The 17,480-nt window shown below is 69.7% G+C and carries 17 protein-coding genes; 10 read left to right on the top strand and 7 right to left on the bottom strand.

Features of this window, described 5'->3' with window-relative positions; translation table 11 throughout:
• Positions 1-7 precede the first annotated feature (7 nt).
• Complete coding sequence (gene iolE / locus ALI22I_RS11505) at positions 8-907, top strand: myo-inosose-2 dehydratase (protein WP_077005446.1); 900 nt, start codon at positions 8-10, stop codon at positions 905-907.
• Positions 904-2,208 (top strand): FG-GAP repeat domain-containing protein, encoded by a 1,305-nt coding sequence (locus ALI22I_RS11500; RefSeq protein WP_077005445.1) that lies wholly within the window; start codon positions 904-906, stop codon positions 2,206-2,208. The genes iolE and ALI22I_RS11500 overlap by 4 nt, the downstream gene beginning before the upstream one ends.
• 442 nt (positions 2,209-2,650) lie before the next feature.
• On the opposite strand, the gene ALI22I_RS11495 is transcribed toward ALI22I_RS11500, so the two are convergent.
• Positions 2,651-3,238 carry a hypothetical protein gene (locus ALI22I_RS11495; protein WP_077005444.1) on the bottom strand — a complete coding sequence of 196 codons (588 nt, stop codon included), beginning with the start codon at positions 3,236-3,238 and terminating at the stop codon, positions 2,651-2,653.
• Between the two features lie 532 nt (positions 3,239-3,770).
• A complete protein-coding gene (locus ALI22I_RS11490) occupies positions 3,771-4,664 on the bottom strand; it encodes an MBL fold metallo-hydrolase (protein WP_077005443.1) in 894 nt (297 codons plus the stop codon).
• An 82-nt stretch (positions 4,665-4,746) separates the two neighbouring features.
• Here ALI22I_RS11490 and ALI22I_RS11485 point away from each other — a divergent pair, with 82 nt between their 5' ends.
• Positions 4,747-5,619 carry a LysR substrate-binding domain-containing protein gene (locus tag ALI22I_RS11485; RefSeq protein WP_077005442.1) on the top strand — a complete coding sequence of 291 codons (873 nt, stop codon included), beginning with the start codon at positions 4,747-4,749 and terminating at the stop codon, positions 5,617-5,619.
• A 32-nt stretch (positions 5,620-5,651) separates the two neighbouring features.
• Here the strand turns inward: ALI22I_RS11485 and ALI22I_RS11480 are convergent, their stop codons facing one another.
• Complete coding sequence (locus tag ALI22I_RS11480; RefSeq protein ID WP_179118197.1) at positions 5,652-7,388, bottom strand: GMC oxidoreductase; 1,737 nt, start codon at positions 7,386-7,388, stop codon at positions 5,652-5,654.
• Positions 7,389-7,535: 147 nt separating this feature from the next.
• Positions 7,536-7,790: a hypothetical protein gene (locus tag ALI22I_RS50700; protein ID WP_077005440.1), complete on the bottom strand. Its 255-nt coding sequence runs from the start codon at positions 7,788-7,790 to the stop codon at positions 7,536-7,538.
• 262 nt (positions 7,791-8,052) lie between these two features.
• Between ALI22I_RS50700 and ALI22I_RS11470 the strand changes: the two genes are divergently transcribed.
• A complete protein-coding gene (locus tag ALI22I_RS11470; RefSeq protein ID WP_238598309.1) occupies positions 8,053-9,354 on the top strand; it encodes a ferredoxin reductase family protein in 1,302 nt (433 codons plus the stop codon).
• A 489-nt stretch (positions 9,355-9,843) separates the two neighbouring features.
• On the opposite strand, the gene ALI22I_RS11460 is transcribed toward ALI22I_RS11470, so the two are convergent.
• Positions 9,844-10,275: a VOC family protein gene (locus ALI22I_RS11460; RefSeq protein ID WP_077005439.1), complete on the bottom strand. Its 432-nt coding sequence runs from the start codon at positions 10,273-10,275 to the stop codon at positions 9,844-9,846.
• 118 nt (positions 10,276-10,393) lie between these two features.
• Between ALI22I_RS11460 and ALI22I_RS11455 the strand changes: the two genes are divergently transcribed.
• The 5 genes from ALI22I_RS11455 (at position 10,394) to ALI22I_RS11435 (ending at position 14,437) form a co-directional block, all read left to right on the top strand.
• Entirely contained in the window at positions 10,394-11,062 is a 669-nt protein-coding gene (locus tag ALI22I_RS11455; RefSeq protein WP_077005494.1) for a GntR family transcriptional regulator, read from the top strand.
• 280 nt (positions 11,063-11,342) lie between these two features.
• The gene (locus ALI22I_RS49085; protein WP_143532142.1) at positions 11,343-11,771 is read left to right on the top strand and encodes a hypothetical protein; all 429 of its coding nucleotides are present in this window, start codon (positions 11,343-11,345) and stop codon (positions 11,769-11,771) included.
• Positions 11,768-12,523 carry a hypothetical protein gene (locus ALI22I_RS49080; protein WP_143532141.1) on the top strand — a complete coding sequence of 252 codons (756 nt, stop codon included), beginning with the start codon at positions 11,768-11,770 and terminating at the stop codon, positions 12,521-12,523. The genes ALI22I_RS49085 and ALI22I_RS49080 overlap by 4 nt, the downstream gene beginning before the upstream one ends.
• Before the next feature lie 320 nt (positions 12,524-12,843).
• Positions 12,844-13,338: a SigE family RNA polymerase sigma factor gene (locus ALI22I_RS53490; RefSeq protein WP_238598308.1), complete on the top strand. Its 495-nt coding sequence runs from the start codon at positions 12,844-12,846 to the stop codon at positions 13,336-13,338.
• 10 nt (positions 13,339-13,348) lie between these two features.
• Positions 13,349-14,437, top strand: coding sequence for a hypothetical protein (locus ALI22I_RS11435; protein WP_077005437.1), 1,089 nt, complete (start codon positions 13,349-13,351; stop codon positions 14,435-14,437).
• Between the two features lie 84 nt (positions 14,438-14,521).
• Here ALI22I_RS11435 and ALI22I_RS11430 read toward each other — a convergent pair whose 3' ends face one another.
• Positions 14,522-16,051, bottom strand: coding sequence for a S8 family peptidase (locus ALI22I_RS11430; RefSeq protein ID WP_077005436.1), 1,530 nt, complete (start codon positions 16,049-16,051; stop codon positions 14,522-14,524).
• A gap of 180 nt (positions 16,052-16,231) precedes the next feature.
• On the opposite strand from ALI22I_RS11430, the gene ALI22I_RS50695 reads away from it, so the two are divergent.
• Positions 16,232-16,744, top strand: coding sequence for a hypothetical protein (locus ALI22I_RS50695; RefSeq protein ID WP_179118195.1), 513 nt, complete (start codon positions 16,232-16,234; stop codon positions 16,742-16,744).
• Between the two features lie 223 nt (positions 16,745-16,967).
• Here the strand turns inward: ALI22I_RS50695 and ALI22I_RS49070 are convergent, their stop codons facing one another.
• Complete coding sequence (locus ALI22I_RS49070) at positions 16,968-17,267, bottom strand: hypothetical protein (RefSeq protein ID WP_143532140.1); 300 nt, start codon at positions 17,265-17,267, stop codon at positions 16,968-16,970.
• Between the last annotated feature and the right edge of the window lie 213 nt (positions 17,268-17,480).

The raw sequence follows: 17,480 nt of genomic DNA, 5'->3' as shown, positions 1-17,480 counted from the left end.
GGTTGCCATGTTCGACCCGCAGCGGGTGTTCCTCGGCATCACCCCGACGTGCTGGACCAACGACGACTTCCAGGACGACGACGATCTCGGCCGCGACATCCCCTTCGCGCGGTGCGTGGACGAGATCGCCAAAGCGGACTTCCAGGGGTGCAGCATCGGGCACAAGTTCCCCAAGGAAGTCGACGAGCTCATCCACGAACTCTCCCGGAGACGGCTGAAGGTCTCCGAGCCCTGGGTCAGCACCTGCTTCACCGAAGACAAGTTCGAAGCCACGTTGGCCGAGTTCCGACGCCGGATGAAGTTCGTGAAGAAGGTGGGCGGCCAGGACATCGGGGTCGCCGAGTTCGGCAACTCCATTCACCTCGACCGCGAGGCCGACCTGGAGTCCCGCAAACCCGTGTTCACCGAGGACCAGTGGAAAGCGCTCACCACCGGGCTCAACGTTCTCGGCAACCTCGCCGCCGGCGAGAGTATGCGGCTGTGCTACCACCCGCACATGGGCACCGGTGTGCAGACCCAGGACGACGTCGAGCGGCTCATGCGCGAGACCAACGACAACGTGCACCTGTTGCTGGACACCGGTCACCTGACGTGGGCGGGTGCGAGTGTCGTGCGCCTGATCAAGGACTACTCGCACCGCATCCCGCACGTCCACCTGAAGAACATCCGCGACGAACCGGTGAGCAGCGGCAAGAACCACAGTTTCTACGAGCACGTCAAGGCCGGTGTGTTCACCGTTCCCGGTGACGTCGGGATCGTGGACTTCCCGCAGATCCTGCGGCAGCTCGACCTCGGAGGCTTCACCGGCTGGCTGGTCGTGGAGGCCGAGCAGGGCACCGACCAAGGCGAGCCGCTGGACTTCGCGCGCACGGCCCGCCGCTACCTGAGGCAGGTGACCGGACTGTGAACCTCGGCAACCCCGGCGTCGACTTCGTCCCGCAACTGGTGGACGCCGACCCGAAGGACGGCTACTGGATCCAGGCCGTGGACGTGGACGGTGACGGCCGGCTCGACCTGGTCACCTCCGGTCTGACCACCGGCCGGGTCTCCTGGTACCGCAACCCCTCCGCGCCGAACGGCCCCTGGCGCAAGCACCACATCGCCGATCTGGACAAACCCGTGGCGCTCGACTGCGGCGACATCGCCGGTGACGGTCGCGCCGACATCGTGATCTGCCACGACTACGGCTCCTGCATGTTCGACTGCGGCGAGCACGACGGCAAGATCTCCTGGCTGCGCAACCCCGGCAGCTTCACCGGTGGCGAGCAGTGGGAGCAGTACCCGATCGGCGACCTGGTCGCGACCCACCGGCTGGCCCTGGGTCACTTCACCGGGTCGGCCGAGAGCGAACTGGTGGCACTGCCGGTGGTCGGCCCGGCCGGCGGCGCCCAAGGCGTGGACCAACCCGTCGAGGTGTCGCTGTACCAGAAGCCCGCGGACGTGCTCGGCCGCGAGCCGTGGCCCAGGACCGTGCTGAACGACACCGACTTCCGCATCGTGCACGGCGTGGTCGTCGACCGGTTCACCGGCACGCCCTACCCCGGCCGGGACTCGCTGCTGCTGGCGTGCGAGGAGGGCATCCAGTGGTTCGGACCCGGCGGTGACGGGACCTGGCACCGCCGGCCGGTGCACCCCGGCGCCCCCCTCCAGCCGCCGCCCGCGGGCATGCAGCGACCGTTCAAGGGCAGCGGCAACCTCACCGTCGGCAGGCTGGGTGACAACCAATGCGGGTACATCGCCGCCATCGAGCCCTTCCACGGCAACACGCTCGTCGTCTACACCCGCCGCCCGACCAGCGACGGGCCCGCGGGTGGGGCCTGGCAGCGCACGGTGCTGGCGGTCTTCGGCGACCCGGAGACGCCGGGGCACGCCGTCGGTCACCACATCGTGGCCGCCGACTTCGACGGCGACGGCAATGACGAGTTCCTCGTCGCACTGCGCGGTCCCGCGCCGTGGCAGGGGGTTCTCTACTACAAGATCGATGTGCGGGACGGCTCCGTGGCCCAGTGCACCAGCGCCACCGTCTCCACCCATTCCGCCGCGCGGATCGCGGTCGGCGATTTCACCGGTGACGGCAGGCTCGACTTCGCCACCACCGGCTACTACACAGCGGGGTACTACCTGGCCAAGGACCCGCGGATCATGCTGTTCCTCAACGAGTTCGGCAAACCGCTGTTCACGTCACCCCCCAGGGCGGTCAACGGCTGATCCCGTGTGCCCGTCCTCCCCGCCGGAGGACGGGCACACCCCGTTCCACGAGGAGGCCTGATGGACCGGCGCACGTTGTTCCGGACATCGTGCGAGAAGTGTCGTACGATCCGACTGCACGTAAGTACGGCATGACAAAAGGCGCCCAACTTGACCCGTAGATCAATTGAGCGCCGCGCATTGCCGATGTGTCGTCAAACTCCGTGAAAGATGACTTCTCGTCCTGAGCGAACCGGCGCCGGGCGGTGCGACGACAGCTTCCGCCGACTTTCTGTGGTCCTCCGAAGCACCGACTTTCCATTCGTCGATGACCGGATGCGAAGACCTGCGGCTATGGGAAAGTCGAATAGGCCGCCAACACGCAATCGCACCCCGCGCCGCACGTGCGCCGAAGGGGCGAACCGGCCGCCGAGGTTCGTGGTGACTCGGCGGCCGGTGGGGGTCAGCGGGACTGGAGGGCGTCCACCGCGACGGCCTGGGCGATCACCACGCGGCGGTCGACGTACGGGTCGGCGATCTGGATCAGGTAGTGGTCGCGGACCCAGGTCTTCTTGTCGACGCTGAACACCGGCTGGCCGTTGCGGGTGAAGTCGAAGTGGTAGCGGAACGGGAACGGGATGTTGTTGACGAAGGGCAGGAAGCCCCACAGGCGGCGCAGGACGGCCACGCCCGCGTTGCGCTCGCTGCCGGTGGCCGTCGGCGCGCCCGGCTGGTCGAGGTGCCAGGTGGAGTTCATCAGGGACTTGCCGAAGTCCTTGCGGAACCCGCCGATGGACTGCCCGTTGCCGTCGGTCACGTCGTACCCGCTGCCGAGGTCGATCACCTTGCGTGCGCGGAAGCCCGCGAGCACCTGGTTCTTGCTGGAGTCGGTGTAGATGGTCACCTGCTCCTTGAAGGCCAACCGCTTCTGCTCGACGAACGCCACGAGCTGCCCCGGCTCGCCGCCGTTGTCGGCGAAGATCTCGTAACGGTTCACCATCAAGGTGACCTTTTGGTGCATGTGCAGCACGTTGTTCGCCTGCGAGAGCATCGTCGTCCCCTTGACCTCGGTAGGACCGAAGTTTCTCACGTGCTCGGACGGGCCCATCAAGGCGTGGCTGTTCAGGTGGGATGTGGCACCGCCACGGTGGAGGTCGAGGGCGAGTGGATATTGCGGATGGGCGTGGTTTCGGCAGCGGCGGAGGGGTGGAGTGCGATCATCGGGGTGCCGGTCCGCGGGCGCTGCGGCCCTTGGGTTGAGGGGGCTGTCGTGCGATTCCGCTGTACGAGGCGACACTGGCCGATGCCGAGCGGGCGCTAGGAGCCGACCACCGCCTGACCAGAACGATTCGCTCAAACATCGAGATCGCAACACGAGACCACGACTGACCCACCGTGCTCATCCCGCCATGGCCCACGACGCGATCGCCCAACGTCCGCACATCGGCTACTTGGAGGCTTGGCGCAGGGTCAGTGGTCGGGCAGGACTCCGGTCCAGGTGCCCGGCGGGACGCTCGCTCGCAGCGGCTGCCATGAGCGTGCGTCGTGTCGCACTCTGACGGTGATGCCGTGCTCCTGGCGCGTCACGCGTGCTCCGCGCAGAAGCAGCCGACGCCGTTTCTGATCCAGTCCTGACCGGCCCAGTCCGGGTGCCGCTCGATCATCAGCGCCTCGACCTCCGCGACTATCGTCTCCTGGGTCATGGCCGAGTCGCGCCGCACCCAGGTCTCATCGCGCAGCAGTTCGAGGTAGTCGCGGACATCAGCCAGCAACCGCGAGCCGGAGATGTCGCCGTGGCCGGGCACCACCACGTCCGGGTCGGTCGCGACCAGGCCGTGCATCACGTCGATCCAGCGCGGCCCCGAGACGTCGGTGTCGTACGGCGGGAACCACGGGAAGATCGGGAACTGACCGGCGTCGACCAGGTCACCGGTGAACAGCACGCCCGCGTCGGGGACGGTCACCACCTGGTCGCCCTTGCTGTGGGCGCGTCCGGTGGCGCGCAGCCGCACGACCCGGCCGCCCAGGTCGAGGTCGTACCCGTCGTCGTAGACCACTTCGGGCGCGACCAGTTCGACGTCTTCCAGTTGCCGCGCGATCGGCGCGCCGAGGCCGCGGAACATCTCCAGGTAGCCCGGCCCCTTGCCGGCCAGGTCCGTGGCCTGCGCGGCGTTGACGAGGTACGTCGCCTCGCCCGCGAAGGCTTGCGCGCCGAACGCGTGCTCGGGGTGGAAGTGCGTCGTGGTCAGGTAGAGCTTGCGGCCCTTGGCGTACTCGGTGGCGAAGGCGAGCACCTTCTCGCCGTTGCGCGGGCCCATGCCGGTCTCGACCACCAGCACGGAGTGGCTGCCGCCGATGACGCCGATGTTGGGCACGAGCTCCACCCCGCGGTTCGGGATCACCACCAGGTCGCGGGCGAGTTCCCGGACCTGGGTGATCTCGACGACCGGTTCGTGGGCGAGAGGTTCGGAAGACATGCCCCGACCCTGCGGCCGGCGCGTGCCCGGCGTCCAACACCGATTCCGCACTCCCGATACCGCGTTGGTATCTTCGCTGATCATGGAGTTCCGCCTGCTGCGCTACTTCGTGGCCACGGCCGAGGAACGGCACTTCGGGCGGGCCGCCGCCCGGCTGCACATGACGCAGCCACCGCTGAGCCGGGCGATCAAGCAGCTGGAGAACGACCTGGGCGTCGTGCTGCTGCACCGATCGGCCACCGGCGTCGAACTCACCCCCGCCGGGAACGCGCTGTACGTGGAGGCGCGCACGTTGCTGGAACAGGCCGAGCAGGCACGCGCGCGAGTAACGGCCGCCGCCGGCGCCGTGACGCTCACCATCGGCACGCTCGCCGACAGCGCCGAAGAGGCCGGCACGCGCCTGGCCGCGACCTTCCGCCGTCGCCATCCTGAGGTCTCGATCCGGTTCCGCGAGGCGGACTTCACCGACCCCACCACAGGACTGCGCAACGGCCTGGTCGACGTGGCGCTCACCCGATTGCCCTTCGACGACACCGGCATCAGCACGCGCGTGCTGCGTTCCGACCCCATCGGGGCCGTTTTGCGTGCGGACGACCCGCTGGCCGGCCGCGACGCGCTGTGCCTGACCGACCTCGCCGACCGGCCCTGGTTCCAGCTGCCGGAAGGCACCGACCCGGTCTGGTGCGCCTACTGGAACGGTGCGACGCCCGTCGGCGAGCGGCCCGCAGGCCCGGTGGTGCGCACCGTCAACGAGTGCATGCGGGCCGTCCTCTGGAACGGCACGGTCGGCATCGCGCCTCTCGCCCACGCCCTGCCCGACGGACTGACGTGGGTGCCCCTGACCGACATGCCCCCGAGTTCCCTCGTCGTCGCCTGGGCGACCGAGCACGAGAGCCCCCTGATCCGCTCCTTCACTCACATCGCCGTTGACACGTACCGGTCGGCGCGGCCGTAGTCGAGCCCGTGCGACCGGCGCCGTCGTCCAGGTCAGGTGGTGAGGCGGCGGGCCAGTCGGAGGCTCAGCGCGGTCAGCGTGAGGGTGGGGTTGGCGGCGGGGGAGCTGGGCAGCACCGAGTTGTCGCAGGCGTAGAGGTTGTCGTAGCCGAGGAACTTGAGGTCGGCGTCGACCACACCGTTGCCGTTCTCGCCCATCCGCAGTGTGCCGACCTCGTGGGCGACGCCGCCGAGCCTGGCCTGGGTGAGGTCCAGGTTTTCGCCCATGATCGGTTCGGCGCCGATCCCCTTCAGCACGGTGGCCGCGATGTCCCGTACCTCGTCGAGCAGTTCCGGCGCCAGGGGGTACGGCTGGACGTGGACCTGCACCGGCGCGGACGGGGGTCCGACGACTTGCAGGCGGTTGGTCTCCACCAGCGGCGCGTTGAACAGGAACACGATCTCGCCGAGGGTCGAGTCGCGTTTCAACTCACGGTGCCGGGCGAGGTTGTCCGGGTCGACGTAGCGGCCTTGGTTGAAGTCCGCGCCGAGTTCGACGACCACGTTGTAGGGGTGCCGGTCGACCGAGGTGTCCCGGTGCCGCGACCACAGCTTCGCCGACGCCTGGACGGCCGCGTGCGGGGAGCCGGCCGGCAACGAGAAGTGGGTGTACCAGATGGGGTGGTCGGTGATGCCGCGGCCGATCAGGTCCGCCGGGTCGTTCAGCTGGGACAGCAGCGCGATCTTGGCCGACTCGATGGTCCCGGCGCTGAGCACGACGGCGTTCGCGCGGTACTCCCGCTGTCGGCGTGCCAGCAGGTCGTAGGCGCTGACGCCGACCGCCCGGTTGCCTTCGGTGATCACGCGGTGCACGGCGTGGTTGAGGTTGATGGTCGGAATCCGCTGCCCCGGATCGTCGACCAGCCGATCCTCGCTCAGCAGGTCCGCGGTGGAGAACATCCCGGCGGGAATGGCCAGCGGTGTGTAGCCCTGGTACTGCACCGCGACCGGGGCGTCCAGGTGGTCGAAGTCCGGCAGCAGGCGGTTCAGCAGCTGCCTGGTGCTTTCCTGGTAGGCGGAGCCGATCGGACCGTTGCGGTTGAGCGCGTCCTCGGCCATCCGATACCCGGTGGTCAGCAGGTAATCGCGGACCGGGGCCGGCCAGCCCTGCAACTCCCAGGCGCCCATCCGCGGAATCAGCCCACCCCAGAACAGCGACCGGCCGCCGAGGTTGAACGCCTGCGCGCCTTGGAAGTCCGAGCCGTCGACGTTGGTGTAGTTCTTGATGCTGAAGTCCGGGAACAGCCCCCACACGCTCTTGTCGAACTTCCCCACCCGCAGCCGCCGGGGCAGGTTCGCCACGTGGGTGGGGAACAGCAGCGACCCGGCCTCCAGCACCAGCACGTCCGCGCCGGCGTCGGCGAGTTGATCGGCGAGCAGCCCGCCACCGATGCCGGAGCCCACCACGATCACGTCGTAGACCCGCTGTCCGTCGAGATTCGGTCGGAAGAACCGCTGCTGCACCTCGCCGTTCTCCGTCACGACCGCGGGGAACGGCACGAACTTCACCTGGTCGGGGCCGAACTCGGCCTCACCACCGGCGGTCGGCCGCACGACGAGATTCGGCCCGTCCATCCAGGTCGTGCCGTCCAGCACGAACTTGAACTCCAGCACCGGTCCGTACCGGGCCTCGTCGAGCCGGAACATCCACACGCCGTCCTGGTACACCCCCGGCACGTCAACGGTCCACCCGTCGATCGCGCTGCGCAAAGCGACCACATCATCCGGCACAAACTCATCCGTGCGGAATCGAACAATAAACATGCGGTATCCCCCCTCAAGGTCGACATCCACCAATACCGGACGTTGCCGCACCGCGCGAGGCGAAGGTCTTGTACTGGCCGGTAATCGCACTAATGGGAAGGTTTGGGGATCGCGTCATGGTAGACGCGAAATATCGTCAGCTTTAACCAAGGCGAATGTGTCACCCATCCAGGTGGTCTTGGCGTCCTCACGTTCCGAGGTCATCGGGCGGACGAAAGATGTGGTGCGGGTGGTGAGTGAGATGACGAGCACGAACGCGGCGAGCGCGGTGAGGGTGCGCGCGATGTTGTAGGCCTCCCACCGCTGGAGGATCTCCGCGTAGTCGGCCGGTGGTGCGAGGATGCGCTCATCCCGGATCAGCACGGTCATGTCGTGGCAGGGTGGGCGTCCGGTGGCGTCGATGACCGTTCGGCAGCTGGGAGCGGCTGACCGGGCACGTTGCGGCGAGTCGCGGACGTCGGTATTCGGCTTGATTCGTTTGCAGGGGATCCGCTGGACGACCGGCCGATACATACTGTGCCCACTTCACGTGGTCGTCGACGTGTCGCCGACGCCGGTCGCCGAGTTGCGGCCACGCGGCGATGAGGGGTGACCGATGGTTGCGACGAATACACGCATTCGGCGGGGCGGCATGGCGCCGGTCGTTCAGGCGCGGTTGGCGCTGTGGGTGTTCATCATCGTCAACGTGGCGATCGTCGAGGTCCTGTTCTTCACCGCCGGCGCCGGCAAGAACGAGATCCTCACCGTCGCCAAGTTCTTCGGCCTGCACGCCGCGCTGATCCTGATGTTGCAGTTGCTGCTGGTGGCCCGGCTGCCGTGGTTGGACCGGCGGATCGGCATGGATCGGCTGACGGTGTGGCACCGGTGGGTGGGTTTCACCCTGCTGTGGACGATTCTCACGCACGCCACGATCGTGGTGCTCGGGTACGCGACGTTGGACAACGCGTCGATGGGGAAGACGTTCCTCGCGCTGGCGGGCGTGCCGGCTTCCCTGTTGGGCATGCTCGCGGCCGGCATCATCGTGGTGATCGGGGCCGTCTCCACGCGGTACGTCCGGCGGCGGTTGCAGTACGAGACGTGGCACGGCCTGCACCTGCTGCTGTACGTGGCGTTGGGTTTGGCGTTCGTGCACCAGTTGCGGGAGACGACGACGTTCAAGTCCTCGGCGTTCGCGTTCGCCTACTGGTGGGCGCTGTGGCTGTTCGCCTTCGGCTCGCTGGTCGTCGGGCGGATCGTGGTGCCGTTGTGGCGCAACTCCCGCCACCAGTTCCGGGTCGCGGCCGTGGTGCCGGAGTCACCCGATGTGGTGTCGGTATACGTCACCGGCCGTCACCTGGAGCAGTTGCCGGCCCGGGCCGGTCAGTTCTTCGTCTGGCGGTTCCCGGGGCACAACCACTGGTGGCTGGCGAACCCGTTCTCGCTGTCCGCGGCACCAGACGGTCGCACGCTGCGGCTGACCGCCAAGGCGGTCGGCACGGCCAGCGCCGGCCTGCGGCACCTCAAGGTCGGGGCCCGCGTGTTCCTGGAAGGCCCGTACGGAGCGTTCACCTCGATGCACCGGACACGACCGGGCGTGCTGCTGATCGCCGGCGGCGTGGGGGTGACGCCCATCCGATCCCTGCTGGAGGAGCACACTCCAGGCGACTTCGTCGTGCTCTACCGGGTGCGCGACGAGCGCGACGCCGTGCTGCTCGACGAGTTGCGGCAACTGGTCGCGGCGCGTCGCGGACGGCTGCACCTGCTCACCGGCCGGACCGGGCAGGGAGTGCGGCCGTTCGAGCCGGAAGCCCTGCACCGCCTGGTCCCCGACATCACCGAACGCGACGTGTACGTGTGCGGCCCGCCCGCCATGACATCGGCCGTGCTGAGCGGCTTGCGCCAACTGAAGGTGCCCAACCTCCAGGTGCACGCCGAGAAGTTCAGCATGGCCTGACGAGTGGTTCCGCCGCTCCCGAAACCGGCAGCAGCAGGGTGAACGTGGCGCCGGAGGCGTGTACGAGCCTCCCACCGTCGGCTTCGGCGAGGCTGCGGGCCAGTGCGAGGCCGATGCGTGACCGCCGTGACCGCCGTGGCTCTCGTGACTGTCGTGGCTGTCGGCGCGGCGGGTGAAGACGGGCTGCCCGGGGGTGATGCCTTCGCCTTCGTCGGACACGTCGATCGCCAGCGCATCGCCGAACGCGGCGACGTCGTCGCGGCGCACGTCGCCGTACTCGATGGCGAGACCGGCGGTGACGCGGCCGGTGCCGGGTTCGTCCAGCAGCGTGCCGGGCCGGTCGCGCGCACGGTCTCCGCCTGGGCGGGGTTGCGGTACATGCCGGTCACTTCGTCGCCACGGGAAGTGAGCAGGCGGGCGAGCGGGCGCACCACACTGCCGGCGGCGCCGATCTGGAACACCTTCACGGTGGTCCTCGTCCCTTCCGGGTCAGGCTGCGAAGACCTGGGAGTCATCGGCGAAGGCCTTGAACTCCAGGGCGTTGCCGGCAGGGTCGAGCAGGAACATGGTCCACTGCTCGCCGGTCTGCCCCTCGAAGCGCACGTAGGGCTCGATCACGAACTCGGTCCCGGCCGCGCGCAACCGGTCGGCGAGCTCGTGGAACGCCGGGACGGTCAGGACCAGGCCGAAGTGCGGCACCGGGACGTCGTGGCCGTCGACCGGGTTGTGCACGCGCCGGGAGCCGCCGGGGGCCAGGTGGGTGACGAACTGGTGGCCGTGCAGGTTCCAGTCCGCCCACGTGTCCGAGCTGCGGCCCTGCGGCAAGCCGAGGACCTCGCCGTAGAAGTGGCGGGCGGCGGCGAGGTCGTCGACCGGCATGGCCAGGTGGAACCGGGGGATCGGGGAGTCGAGAACGGTCATCGTGACCTTCCTTCCTGGGCGCGGGCCCGGCACGTCTCCCGGGCCTTTGTAGCAATGTTAACATTAAGACAATAATGCGGAAGTTAACATGACGACCAGCGAGGGAGGGTTCGCAATCATGGGTGACCAGGGCAGGGTGGCTCCCGCCCGCCGCCGGGGGCTGGCCGACGAGGTCGCCGACCGGATCAGGGAGGCCATCTTCAGCGGGGCCTACGCACCGGGCGCGCAGCTGCGCGAAGTCGAGTTGTCCGGCGCGCTGGATGTCAGTCGTGGCCCCGTGCGGGAGGCGCTGCTACGGCTGGAACGCGAGGGGCTGGTCCGCAGCGCCTGGCACCGGGGTGCCACGGTGACGACGCTGTCGCCCGAGGACGTCACCGAGATCGACAGCCTGCGCGGCGCGCTGGAACAGCTCGCCGTACAGCAGTTGGTCGCCCACGCCTCGGACGACGACATCGCGATGGTCGGGAAGACGGCCGACCGCATGGAGCGCGTCACGGACGTGCACGAGATGGTGCGCTGCGACATCGAGTTCCACGACGCCGTTTTCGCCGCCGCCCGGCACCGACGTCTGCAGGAGGCGTGGGAAGCCATCCGCTGTCAGGTCCACCTGTTCCTGCTGACCCGGATCGGCCGCAGCACGGAGGGCTACCTCGCCGGCATCCCGGACGAACACCGCGAACTCGTCGCCGCCCTCCGGACCCGCGACACCGAAACCGCCCTCGAACTCTTCGCCGCCCACCGCCGCCGCGCCGTCGACGTCGTCGCCGGCACCACCGTCCCGAGCTGACTGGGAATCGACCTACCTCACCGGCGTCCGACCGGCGGCACGTCGGTGCTTTCCGTTGTGGTGGCAGGGGCTTTGCGCCGGCGACCCATGGACCCGCCCGGCCGAACGATCGCGACGGTGCTCCGCGCCGACGACGCAGACGTGGGCGTAGGTGCGGCGGGCGCGTAGCTGCGGTGGCGTCAGCCGGCACCGGTCAGCCCGACTCGGCACATGCTCGACAGTCGTCGACCATCACGCTCGACCGTACGGGTGATGGTCGCGGTCAGGCTAACGGGCCGGTGTGTGTGCCGACGTCATCGGGAAACGGGTCCGGGAGTGGGGGCATGGCCGAGAAAAGTGGGCACACCGTACGTATCGGCGGCAACGTCGACGGCCAGGTCGCCGTCGGGGACAACAACGTGCAGTACTCGCACCGGCCGAGGCCGCGCCGGCCGACGTCGCCGAGCTGCGTGCGCAACTGGACGAGCTGCGGGCGCTGATCGACTCGCCGGAGGGCGCCGCCAAGCTGGACGAACTGGAAGAGGCGCTGAGCGGCGACGAGGCGGACGTCGCGACCGTCGAGCACGTGGACGGCTGGTTCCGCCGCAAGCTGCCGAAGTTCTCGGCGGCCGTGCACCGGGTCGTCGTCGGGCCGATCGTGGCCAAGCTCGTCGAGGCGGGCGGCGACGAACTCGTCGCCGAGTTCACCCGGCGGTTCGGCGGGCCATGAGCGACATCCACGTCGGCGGGGACGTGGTCGGCCAGCTCGTCGTGGGCGACCACAACATCACCGTGTGGGCGGAGCAGTCCGTCGTCACGGTGGTGGCGCACGACGCACGCCCGCAGCCCGCGCGCCGACCGTCGATCCGCCTGCTGCCGCGTCGACCAGGGGCGCTGGGCCGCGATCGGGAGGTGGAGGCGGTGCTGGCGGGGCCGCTGGTGCAACTGCACGGGCCTGCCGGGATCGGCAAGAGCACTGTGCTGCGGCTGGCCGCGCACGCCGCACAGGGCGAGGTCGTGTTCCTGTCCGCTGCCCAACGCTCCGTCGACGACCTGCTCCAGGACGTGTTCGAAGCGTGTTACGACACGTCCGGCCATCGACCGTCCACAGTGGAGCTGCGGCGGCTGTTGTCCGGGATGGACCTGCGGCTGCTGCTGGACGGCTTCGCGCCCACCGACACACCGACCTCCGGCAGCACGGCCGGCAAACGCGCCGTGCTGCCGGAGGTCGTGCTCCTCCGACCCGTTCTTCGGCACCCTCGTGGACCCCGACGCGCGGCTTCCCGGCTGGGAGTCGATGGAGGTCATCTGCGCCTACGAGAAGGACCAGTGGTCGCTGCTGTTCGGCGTCTTCCCCGGCCGGGACGACCGTTCGAGCTACGCGTCGACGCAGGAAGTGGACATCCCTGGCACCGACGAGGCGTGGGTCGTGCCGCCGGCGTCGGAGTCGGACACGGGCGTGCTGGTGGTCACGGTGGATGAGCGGACTTGGAAGGTCCAGTTCTCCGGCACGACGGACGATGCGGTCGCGGTGGCGCGCCGGGTGCTGGGCGTCTGACGACCCACCGCGTCACCCCCATCAAGGTGCAGGCCCGGCCCTCACCGGCCTGCACCCGCACGACCACAGTGGCCGCGGCCGTCCCACGTGTCAGCGCCATCTACCCTCCTCGGGAGGAGCGGACGCGGACCACCCGCACCGCCGGCGACAACACGCATCCGGCGGCGTCGTTCGTTGCACGCAACAGATCGGCGGGCTCGATGCGTTTCGGTGTTGGCCTGTTCGCCCTGTCGCAGGAGTGTTCGTGACCTTCGAGGAGTTCGTCGCCCTACGGCTCGGTGCGCTGATCCGGTACGCCACCGTCGTGACGTGGGATTCATACCTGGCCGAGGACATCACGCAGGACGTCCTCGTCCGGGCCCAAGCCCGGTGGTCGAAGATCGGGCAGCTCGACGCGCCGGAGCAGTACGTCAAACGCATGGTGCTCAACGAGTTCCTGTCGTGGCGGCGGCGCAAGGCGGCGCACTTGGTGCTGCTGCCGAAGGAGACCCTAGATGGCGTGGCGCCGCACGTCCCCGACCGCACCGACGCGGTCGACGACCGTGATCTCACCCGTCGACTGATCGCCGGGCTGCCACCGAAGCAGCGCGCGGCGATCGCGTTGCGGTACTACGAGGACCTGTCCGACGAGCAGATAGCCGAGCTCCTGGGCTGTCGAACCGGAACCGTCCGCAGTTATCTCTCACGAGGGCTGGCCGCGCTGCGCGCCGCCCTGCCGGCCGATCAGGTCAGGACCTAGAGGAGTGCAGGTGAACAGCTACATCGAAGACCTGATCCAGGACGCGGTGCGGCGCCAGGAGGAACTCGCCGGCGACCCGGACCGGATCAGGGCGGCGCTGCCCGAGCGTGCCGCCCGCAAGGTCCGCGTGGACCGGACCTGGAGGCTCGCCGCCGTGGGTGCGGCGGCCTGCGTCGCGGCCGCCGTCGCCGTGCCCACCGTCGTCCTGCGCGACTCCGAGGGCGGAAGCGGACCGGCGGCGTCACCCACCGCGTCGTCCACCGCGTCACCGGCGCCCCGCGCGGGCACGTTCCCGTTGCGGTTCCGGCCCACCTGGCTGCCGCCCGGCTTGCCCGAGCGGTCCCGCAGCATCCCGCTCACGACCGGACCGGATGCCAAGGCGAGCACGGTGCAGACCTGGTCGACCGGGCCCGTCAGCGGCCCGAACCTGAGCTTGACCGCCTATCGCTCGCTGGAGGACAGCGAAGCGCCATTGCCTCCCAATGTGGTGGAAGCGCCCGGCGGGAGTACCTCCCCTCGCTTGCGCGACGTCGACATCAACGGCAAGGCCGGCCGCTACGACGGTGACAGCGTGGTCTGGCGGGTCGACTCGGAGACGAGGCTCTTGCTCACCGCGTCGGGGCTCGGCTTGTCCGAGGACGACCTGCTCCGGGTCGCCCGCTCGGTCCGGCCCGACGACACGCGGTTGCACGTCCCACTGCGCGTCGACCGGCTGCCGGCCGGCGTCGCCCCGCAGTTCGCGACCGTGGACGGCGAGTCGCCGACCTCCTGGGAGGCGAGCATCTTCGCGGAGCGGACGTGGGCCGCCTACGTCTCGGTCCGGGTCGGCACGGTCGACCACGGGGCCGCGGGCGAGGCGGTGACCATCGGCGGCCGTGCCGCCCACCTGGCCGAGCTCGACGGCGACACGTCCACCCAGGGCGGGTACCGGACCGACTGGCGGCTGACGGTCGACCTCGGCGACGGCCGCAGGCTCACCGTGTACGGCGGTTCGGGACTGGAATCGTCGGCCCCCGCGTTGACGCGGGAGGACATGATCGGGATCGGCGAGCAGGTCGAGGTCGACCCGAACCCCGACCTGGGCTGGCTCGGCGGCTGAGCGTGTGACCCGGCCGGTGGGTGGAGCTTCCGGCTCCCACCCACCGGCCGCAGCTCAGCGGATTCCGCTTTGCCGGGTGATGGGTCAGTTGAGGAAGTAGCCGAGGCTGCCTTCGCCGGCTTGGCCCTCGCAGTTGACGTCGTAGGACTCCATGTGGTCACCCGTGCCCAGCACCACGCAGCGGTAGATCGGGTGGGTGTCGGGGGTCGGGTTGTCGTAGGCGTAGCCGAGCAGGCCGACCCGCGTTCGGCCTTCGCAGTTCACGTCGTACGAGGTGAAGTTGTCCCAGTTGACCGCGCAGCGGTACAGCGGGTGGGTGCCGGGGGCCTGCGCGGTCAGGAGGCGGCCCAGGGAGCCTTCCGTGACCGCACCCGAGGGGCCACCGGTCGTGGAGCTGAGGTGGTCGGGGGACTTCCAGTAGCGGATCACGGTGACGGTGGCCGGGCCGCCCGGTGCCGATCCGGTGTAGAGCAGGCGGTTCGGGGAGCCGGCGCGCGGATCGCTGATCTTGTTCGGCGTGGTGGCGTTGATCAGCGCCGCCTGCACGGTCGCCGGCGCGTCGGTCGGGTGCGTCGCCAGGTAGAGGGCGGCGGCGCCGGCCACGTGCGGGGTGGCCATGGACGTGCCGCTGATGGTGTTGGTGGCGGTGTCGTTGCTGCTCCACGCCGACGTGATGGCCTGGCCCGGCGCGAACAGGTCCGTGCACGAGCCGAAGTTGGAGAAGGAGGCCCGCGCGTCCCCGCTGGTCGAGGCGTTCACGGTGATCGCCTGGCTCACCAGCGCCGGGCTGTAGCCGCACGCGTCGGCGGTGGAGTTGCCCGACGCGATGGCGTAGGTGACACCAGACGCGATGGAGTTGCGGACGGCCGCCTCCAGCGGAGCGGTGGCGGCGGAGGCCGTCGCGCCCAGGCTCATGTTGGCCACGGCGGGCTTGACGGCGTTCGCGGTCACCCAGTCGACGCCGCTGACGACCTGGGCGAACGTGCCCGAGCCCGCGCAGTTGAGCACCCGCACGGCGACCAGCCGCACGGCCTTCGCCACGCCGTACTGGCTGCCGCCGATGGTGCCCGCCACGTGCGTGCCGTGGCCGTTGCAGTCGGTGTTGGTGCCGTCGATGGCGTCGTAGCCCCACGTCGCCCGGCCGCCGAACGTCGTGTGCGTGGTGCGGATGCCGGTGTCGATGACGTACGCGTGGACGTTCGCGGCCGTCGTGTCGTAGCTGTAGGACGAGTTCAGCGGCAGGTCGCGCTGGTCGATCCGGTCCAGCCCCCACGACGGCGGGTTCGGCTGGGTGTCGAGGGCGTGGACCAGGGCGTCCTGGCTCACCGATTTCACCGCCGGGTCCGCGGCGAGGCGCCTGGCCTCGGTCTCGCTCGCGGCGACGGCGAACCCGCGCAACGCGTGCCGCCACGTGGCGGTCACCTTGCCGCCGTGCTTCGTCGTCAGGTCCGCGGCCTGGACGGCCACGTCGTCCTTCAGCACCACCAGGTAGTGCCCCGGAACCGCCGTGCCCGCCGCCGCCGGGGCGACGTCCGCCTCCGCCGCGGCGGCGGCCTGCGGGGCGGACGTCACCACCCCGACCGCGAGTGCCACGGCGCCGAGTAAGCCTTTCACGCCAACGATATTGCGCTTCACTCAATCCTCCAACGCGTGAGAGTCAGCCGACTGAGGGTGACAGCGCGAACCCGTCGGACCACAGGCGCGCGAGGGGGCGCTGCGGCAGCCCGAAGAAATGCCACCGCTTTGGCTGCGGTACGGCAGTCTGCAAATTTGGCGCGCACAGTGGTGCATTCGGTGGAATGCGTCCACTCGGGACGGTGCCCGCGCGGCTCAGGCCAAGACGGCCGGCTTGAGCCGCTGCTGACCGAGCCCCGCCTGGTCGCGCCGGCGGCGACGGACCCGCTGGCGGACCGCTCGGACCTGCGCCTGGCCGATCTGGCCGGCCGAATCCTGCCCGATGGAACACCGGCCGACCAAGGCGGCCTCCAGCCCGCTCCCACCACGCTCGGCTCCATGCCCCAGGACCTGGCGCAGATCTTCAACCTCGTCGAGCTGGGCAGCATGATCTGGTTCCCGCCCGCCTCGCTCGCACGACGCCACCCCAGACCCGACATCGCCTACCGGACCGAGCGCGCGCCGGGCACTCCTCAGCGAGCGTGCGCACCTGCTCGCTTTCGAGTTCGTAGGCGTGGCGGCTGCCGACGAGGAAGAGGGACGGCGCAGGGGCCGGTCGGGGTGATCGGCCTGCGCGACCGCTACCCCGACACACCCGCGGCGTGGGCGTCGTTCGTCCACAGCGGACCGTGATGCGGTAGGCCGGCTAACGAGCCGTGCGCCTCGCCGATAGTGAGGTATCCGCCGTCTGTGTCGAAGCGAGGTCGTTGGTGGGGTCGAGCCCGCGCCGTGCCCGTGCCCGCCGTCGTTTCCTGGCGGAGTTGCGCCACCACCCGTGGCGCACGACTCGCCGGCTCACGATCTCGCTCGTCACGTGTCTGCGTCATCCCGGCCGGCTGGTCCGGTCGTTGGCCGATCACTTGGCCGCGGCTTGGCGGCATGTTCGCGAGTGGTCGAGCAGGTGGGCGCTCACCGCGTTGTCCGCTCCACGGCCATGGCGGTCGGCCGAACTGGGCGACTCGGAGCTGCGATGGCAGCGGCCCACTCCGATCGCCTCACGGGACCGCGTGTTGCCGCCTTCCCAGGAAGACCACCGGGTCGTCTCCGCCGAACTACGCCCGGACACGCGGAGCGCCATCACCGTGCGCGCGACCGACCGGGCGCACAAGCCCTTCACCTGGGGCGCGTACTGGCTGTCCGCGTTGATCTTCTGCATGGTCGTGCGATGGCACGTGCGCCGGCCGCGCGGACCCGCCGCGATGTTCGAGTCCGTCGCCGGCCGACGCGCTCGCCGAGCCGTCCGCCCCCTGCCCTACCTGGTGTTACTGGCAGGCGCGCAGGCCGTGACCGACGCTGTCCTGCCCGCCGACGCCCCGGTCTGGCCGGTCATCGCCTGGGCGGCGGACGTCCTGCTGTTGAGCCTGGTCGC

The organism is Saccharothrix sp. ALI-22-I (assembly GCF_001984175.1).
Classification (GTDB): domain Bacteria; phylum Actinomycetota; class Actinomycetes; order Mycobacteriales; family Pseudonocardiaceae; genus Actinosynnema.
This window is presented reverse-complemented; position numbering and strand designations above follow the sequence as displayed.

Excerpts from the sequence above, each read along its gene's own strand:
- iolE (WP_077005446.1), top strand. The coding sequence starts at position 8 with ATGTTCGACCCGCAGCGGGTGTTCCTCGGCATCACCCCGACGTGCTGG.
- ALI22I_RS11455 (WP_077005494.1), top strand. The coding sequence starts at position 10,394 with ATGGGTGACCAGGGCAGGGTGGCTCCCGCCCGCCGCCGGGGGCTGGCC.
- ALI22I_RS49080 (WP_143532141.1), top strand. The coding sequence starts at position 11,768 with ATGAGCGACATCCACGTCGGCGGGGACGTGGTCGGCCAGCTCGTCGTG.
- ALI22I_RS11470 (WP_238598309.1), top strand. The coding sequence starts at position 8,053 with ATGGCGCCGGTCGTTCAGGCGCGGTTGGCGCTGTGGGTGTTCATCATC.
- ALI22I_RS49070 (WP_143532140.1), bottom strand. The coding sequence starts at position 17,267 with ATGCAGAAGATCAACGCGGACAGCCAGTACGCGCCCCAGGTGAAGGGC.
- ALI22I_RS11460 (WP_077005439.1), bottom strand. The coding sequence starts at position 10,275 with ATGACCGTTCTCGACTCCCCGATCCCCCGGTTCCACCTGGCCATGCCG.
- ALI22I_RS50700 (WP_077005440.1), bottom strand. The coding sequence starts at position 7,790 with ATGACCGTGCTGATCCGGGATGAGCGCATCCTCGCACCACCGGCCGAC.
- ALI22I_RS11485 (WP_077005442.1), top strand. The coding sequence starts at position 4,747 with ATGGAGTTCCGCCTGCTGCGCTACTTCGTGGCCACGGCCGAGGAACGG.
- ALI22I_RS11490 (WP_077005443.1), bottom strand. The coding sequence starts at position 4,664 with ATGTCTTCCGAACCTCTCGCCCACGAACCGGTCGTCGAGATCACCCAG.
- ALI22I_RS11495 (WP_077005444.1), bottom strand. The coding sequence starts at position 3,238 with ATGCTCTCGCAGGCGAACAACGTGCTGCACATGCACCAAAAGGTCACC.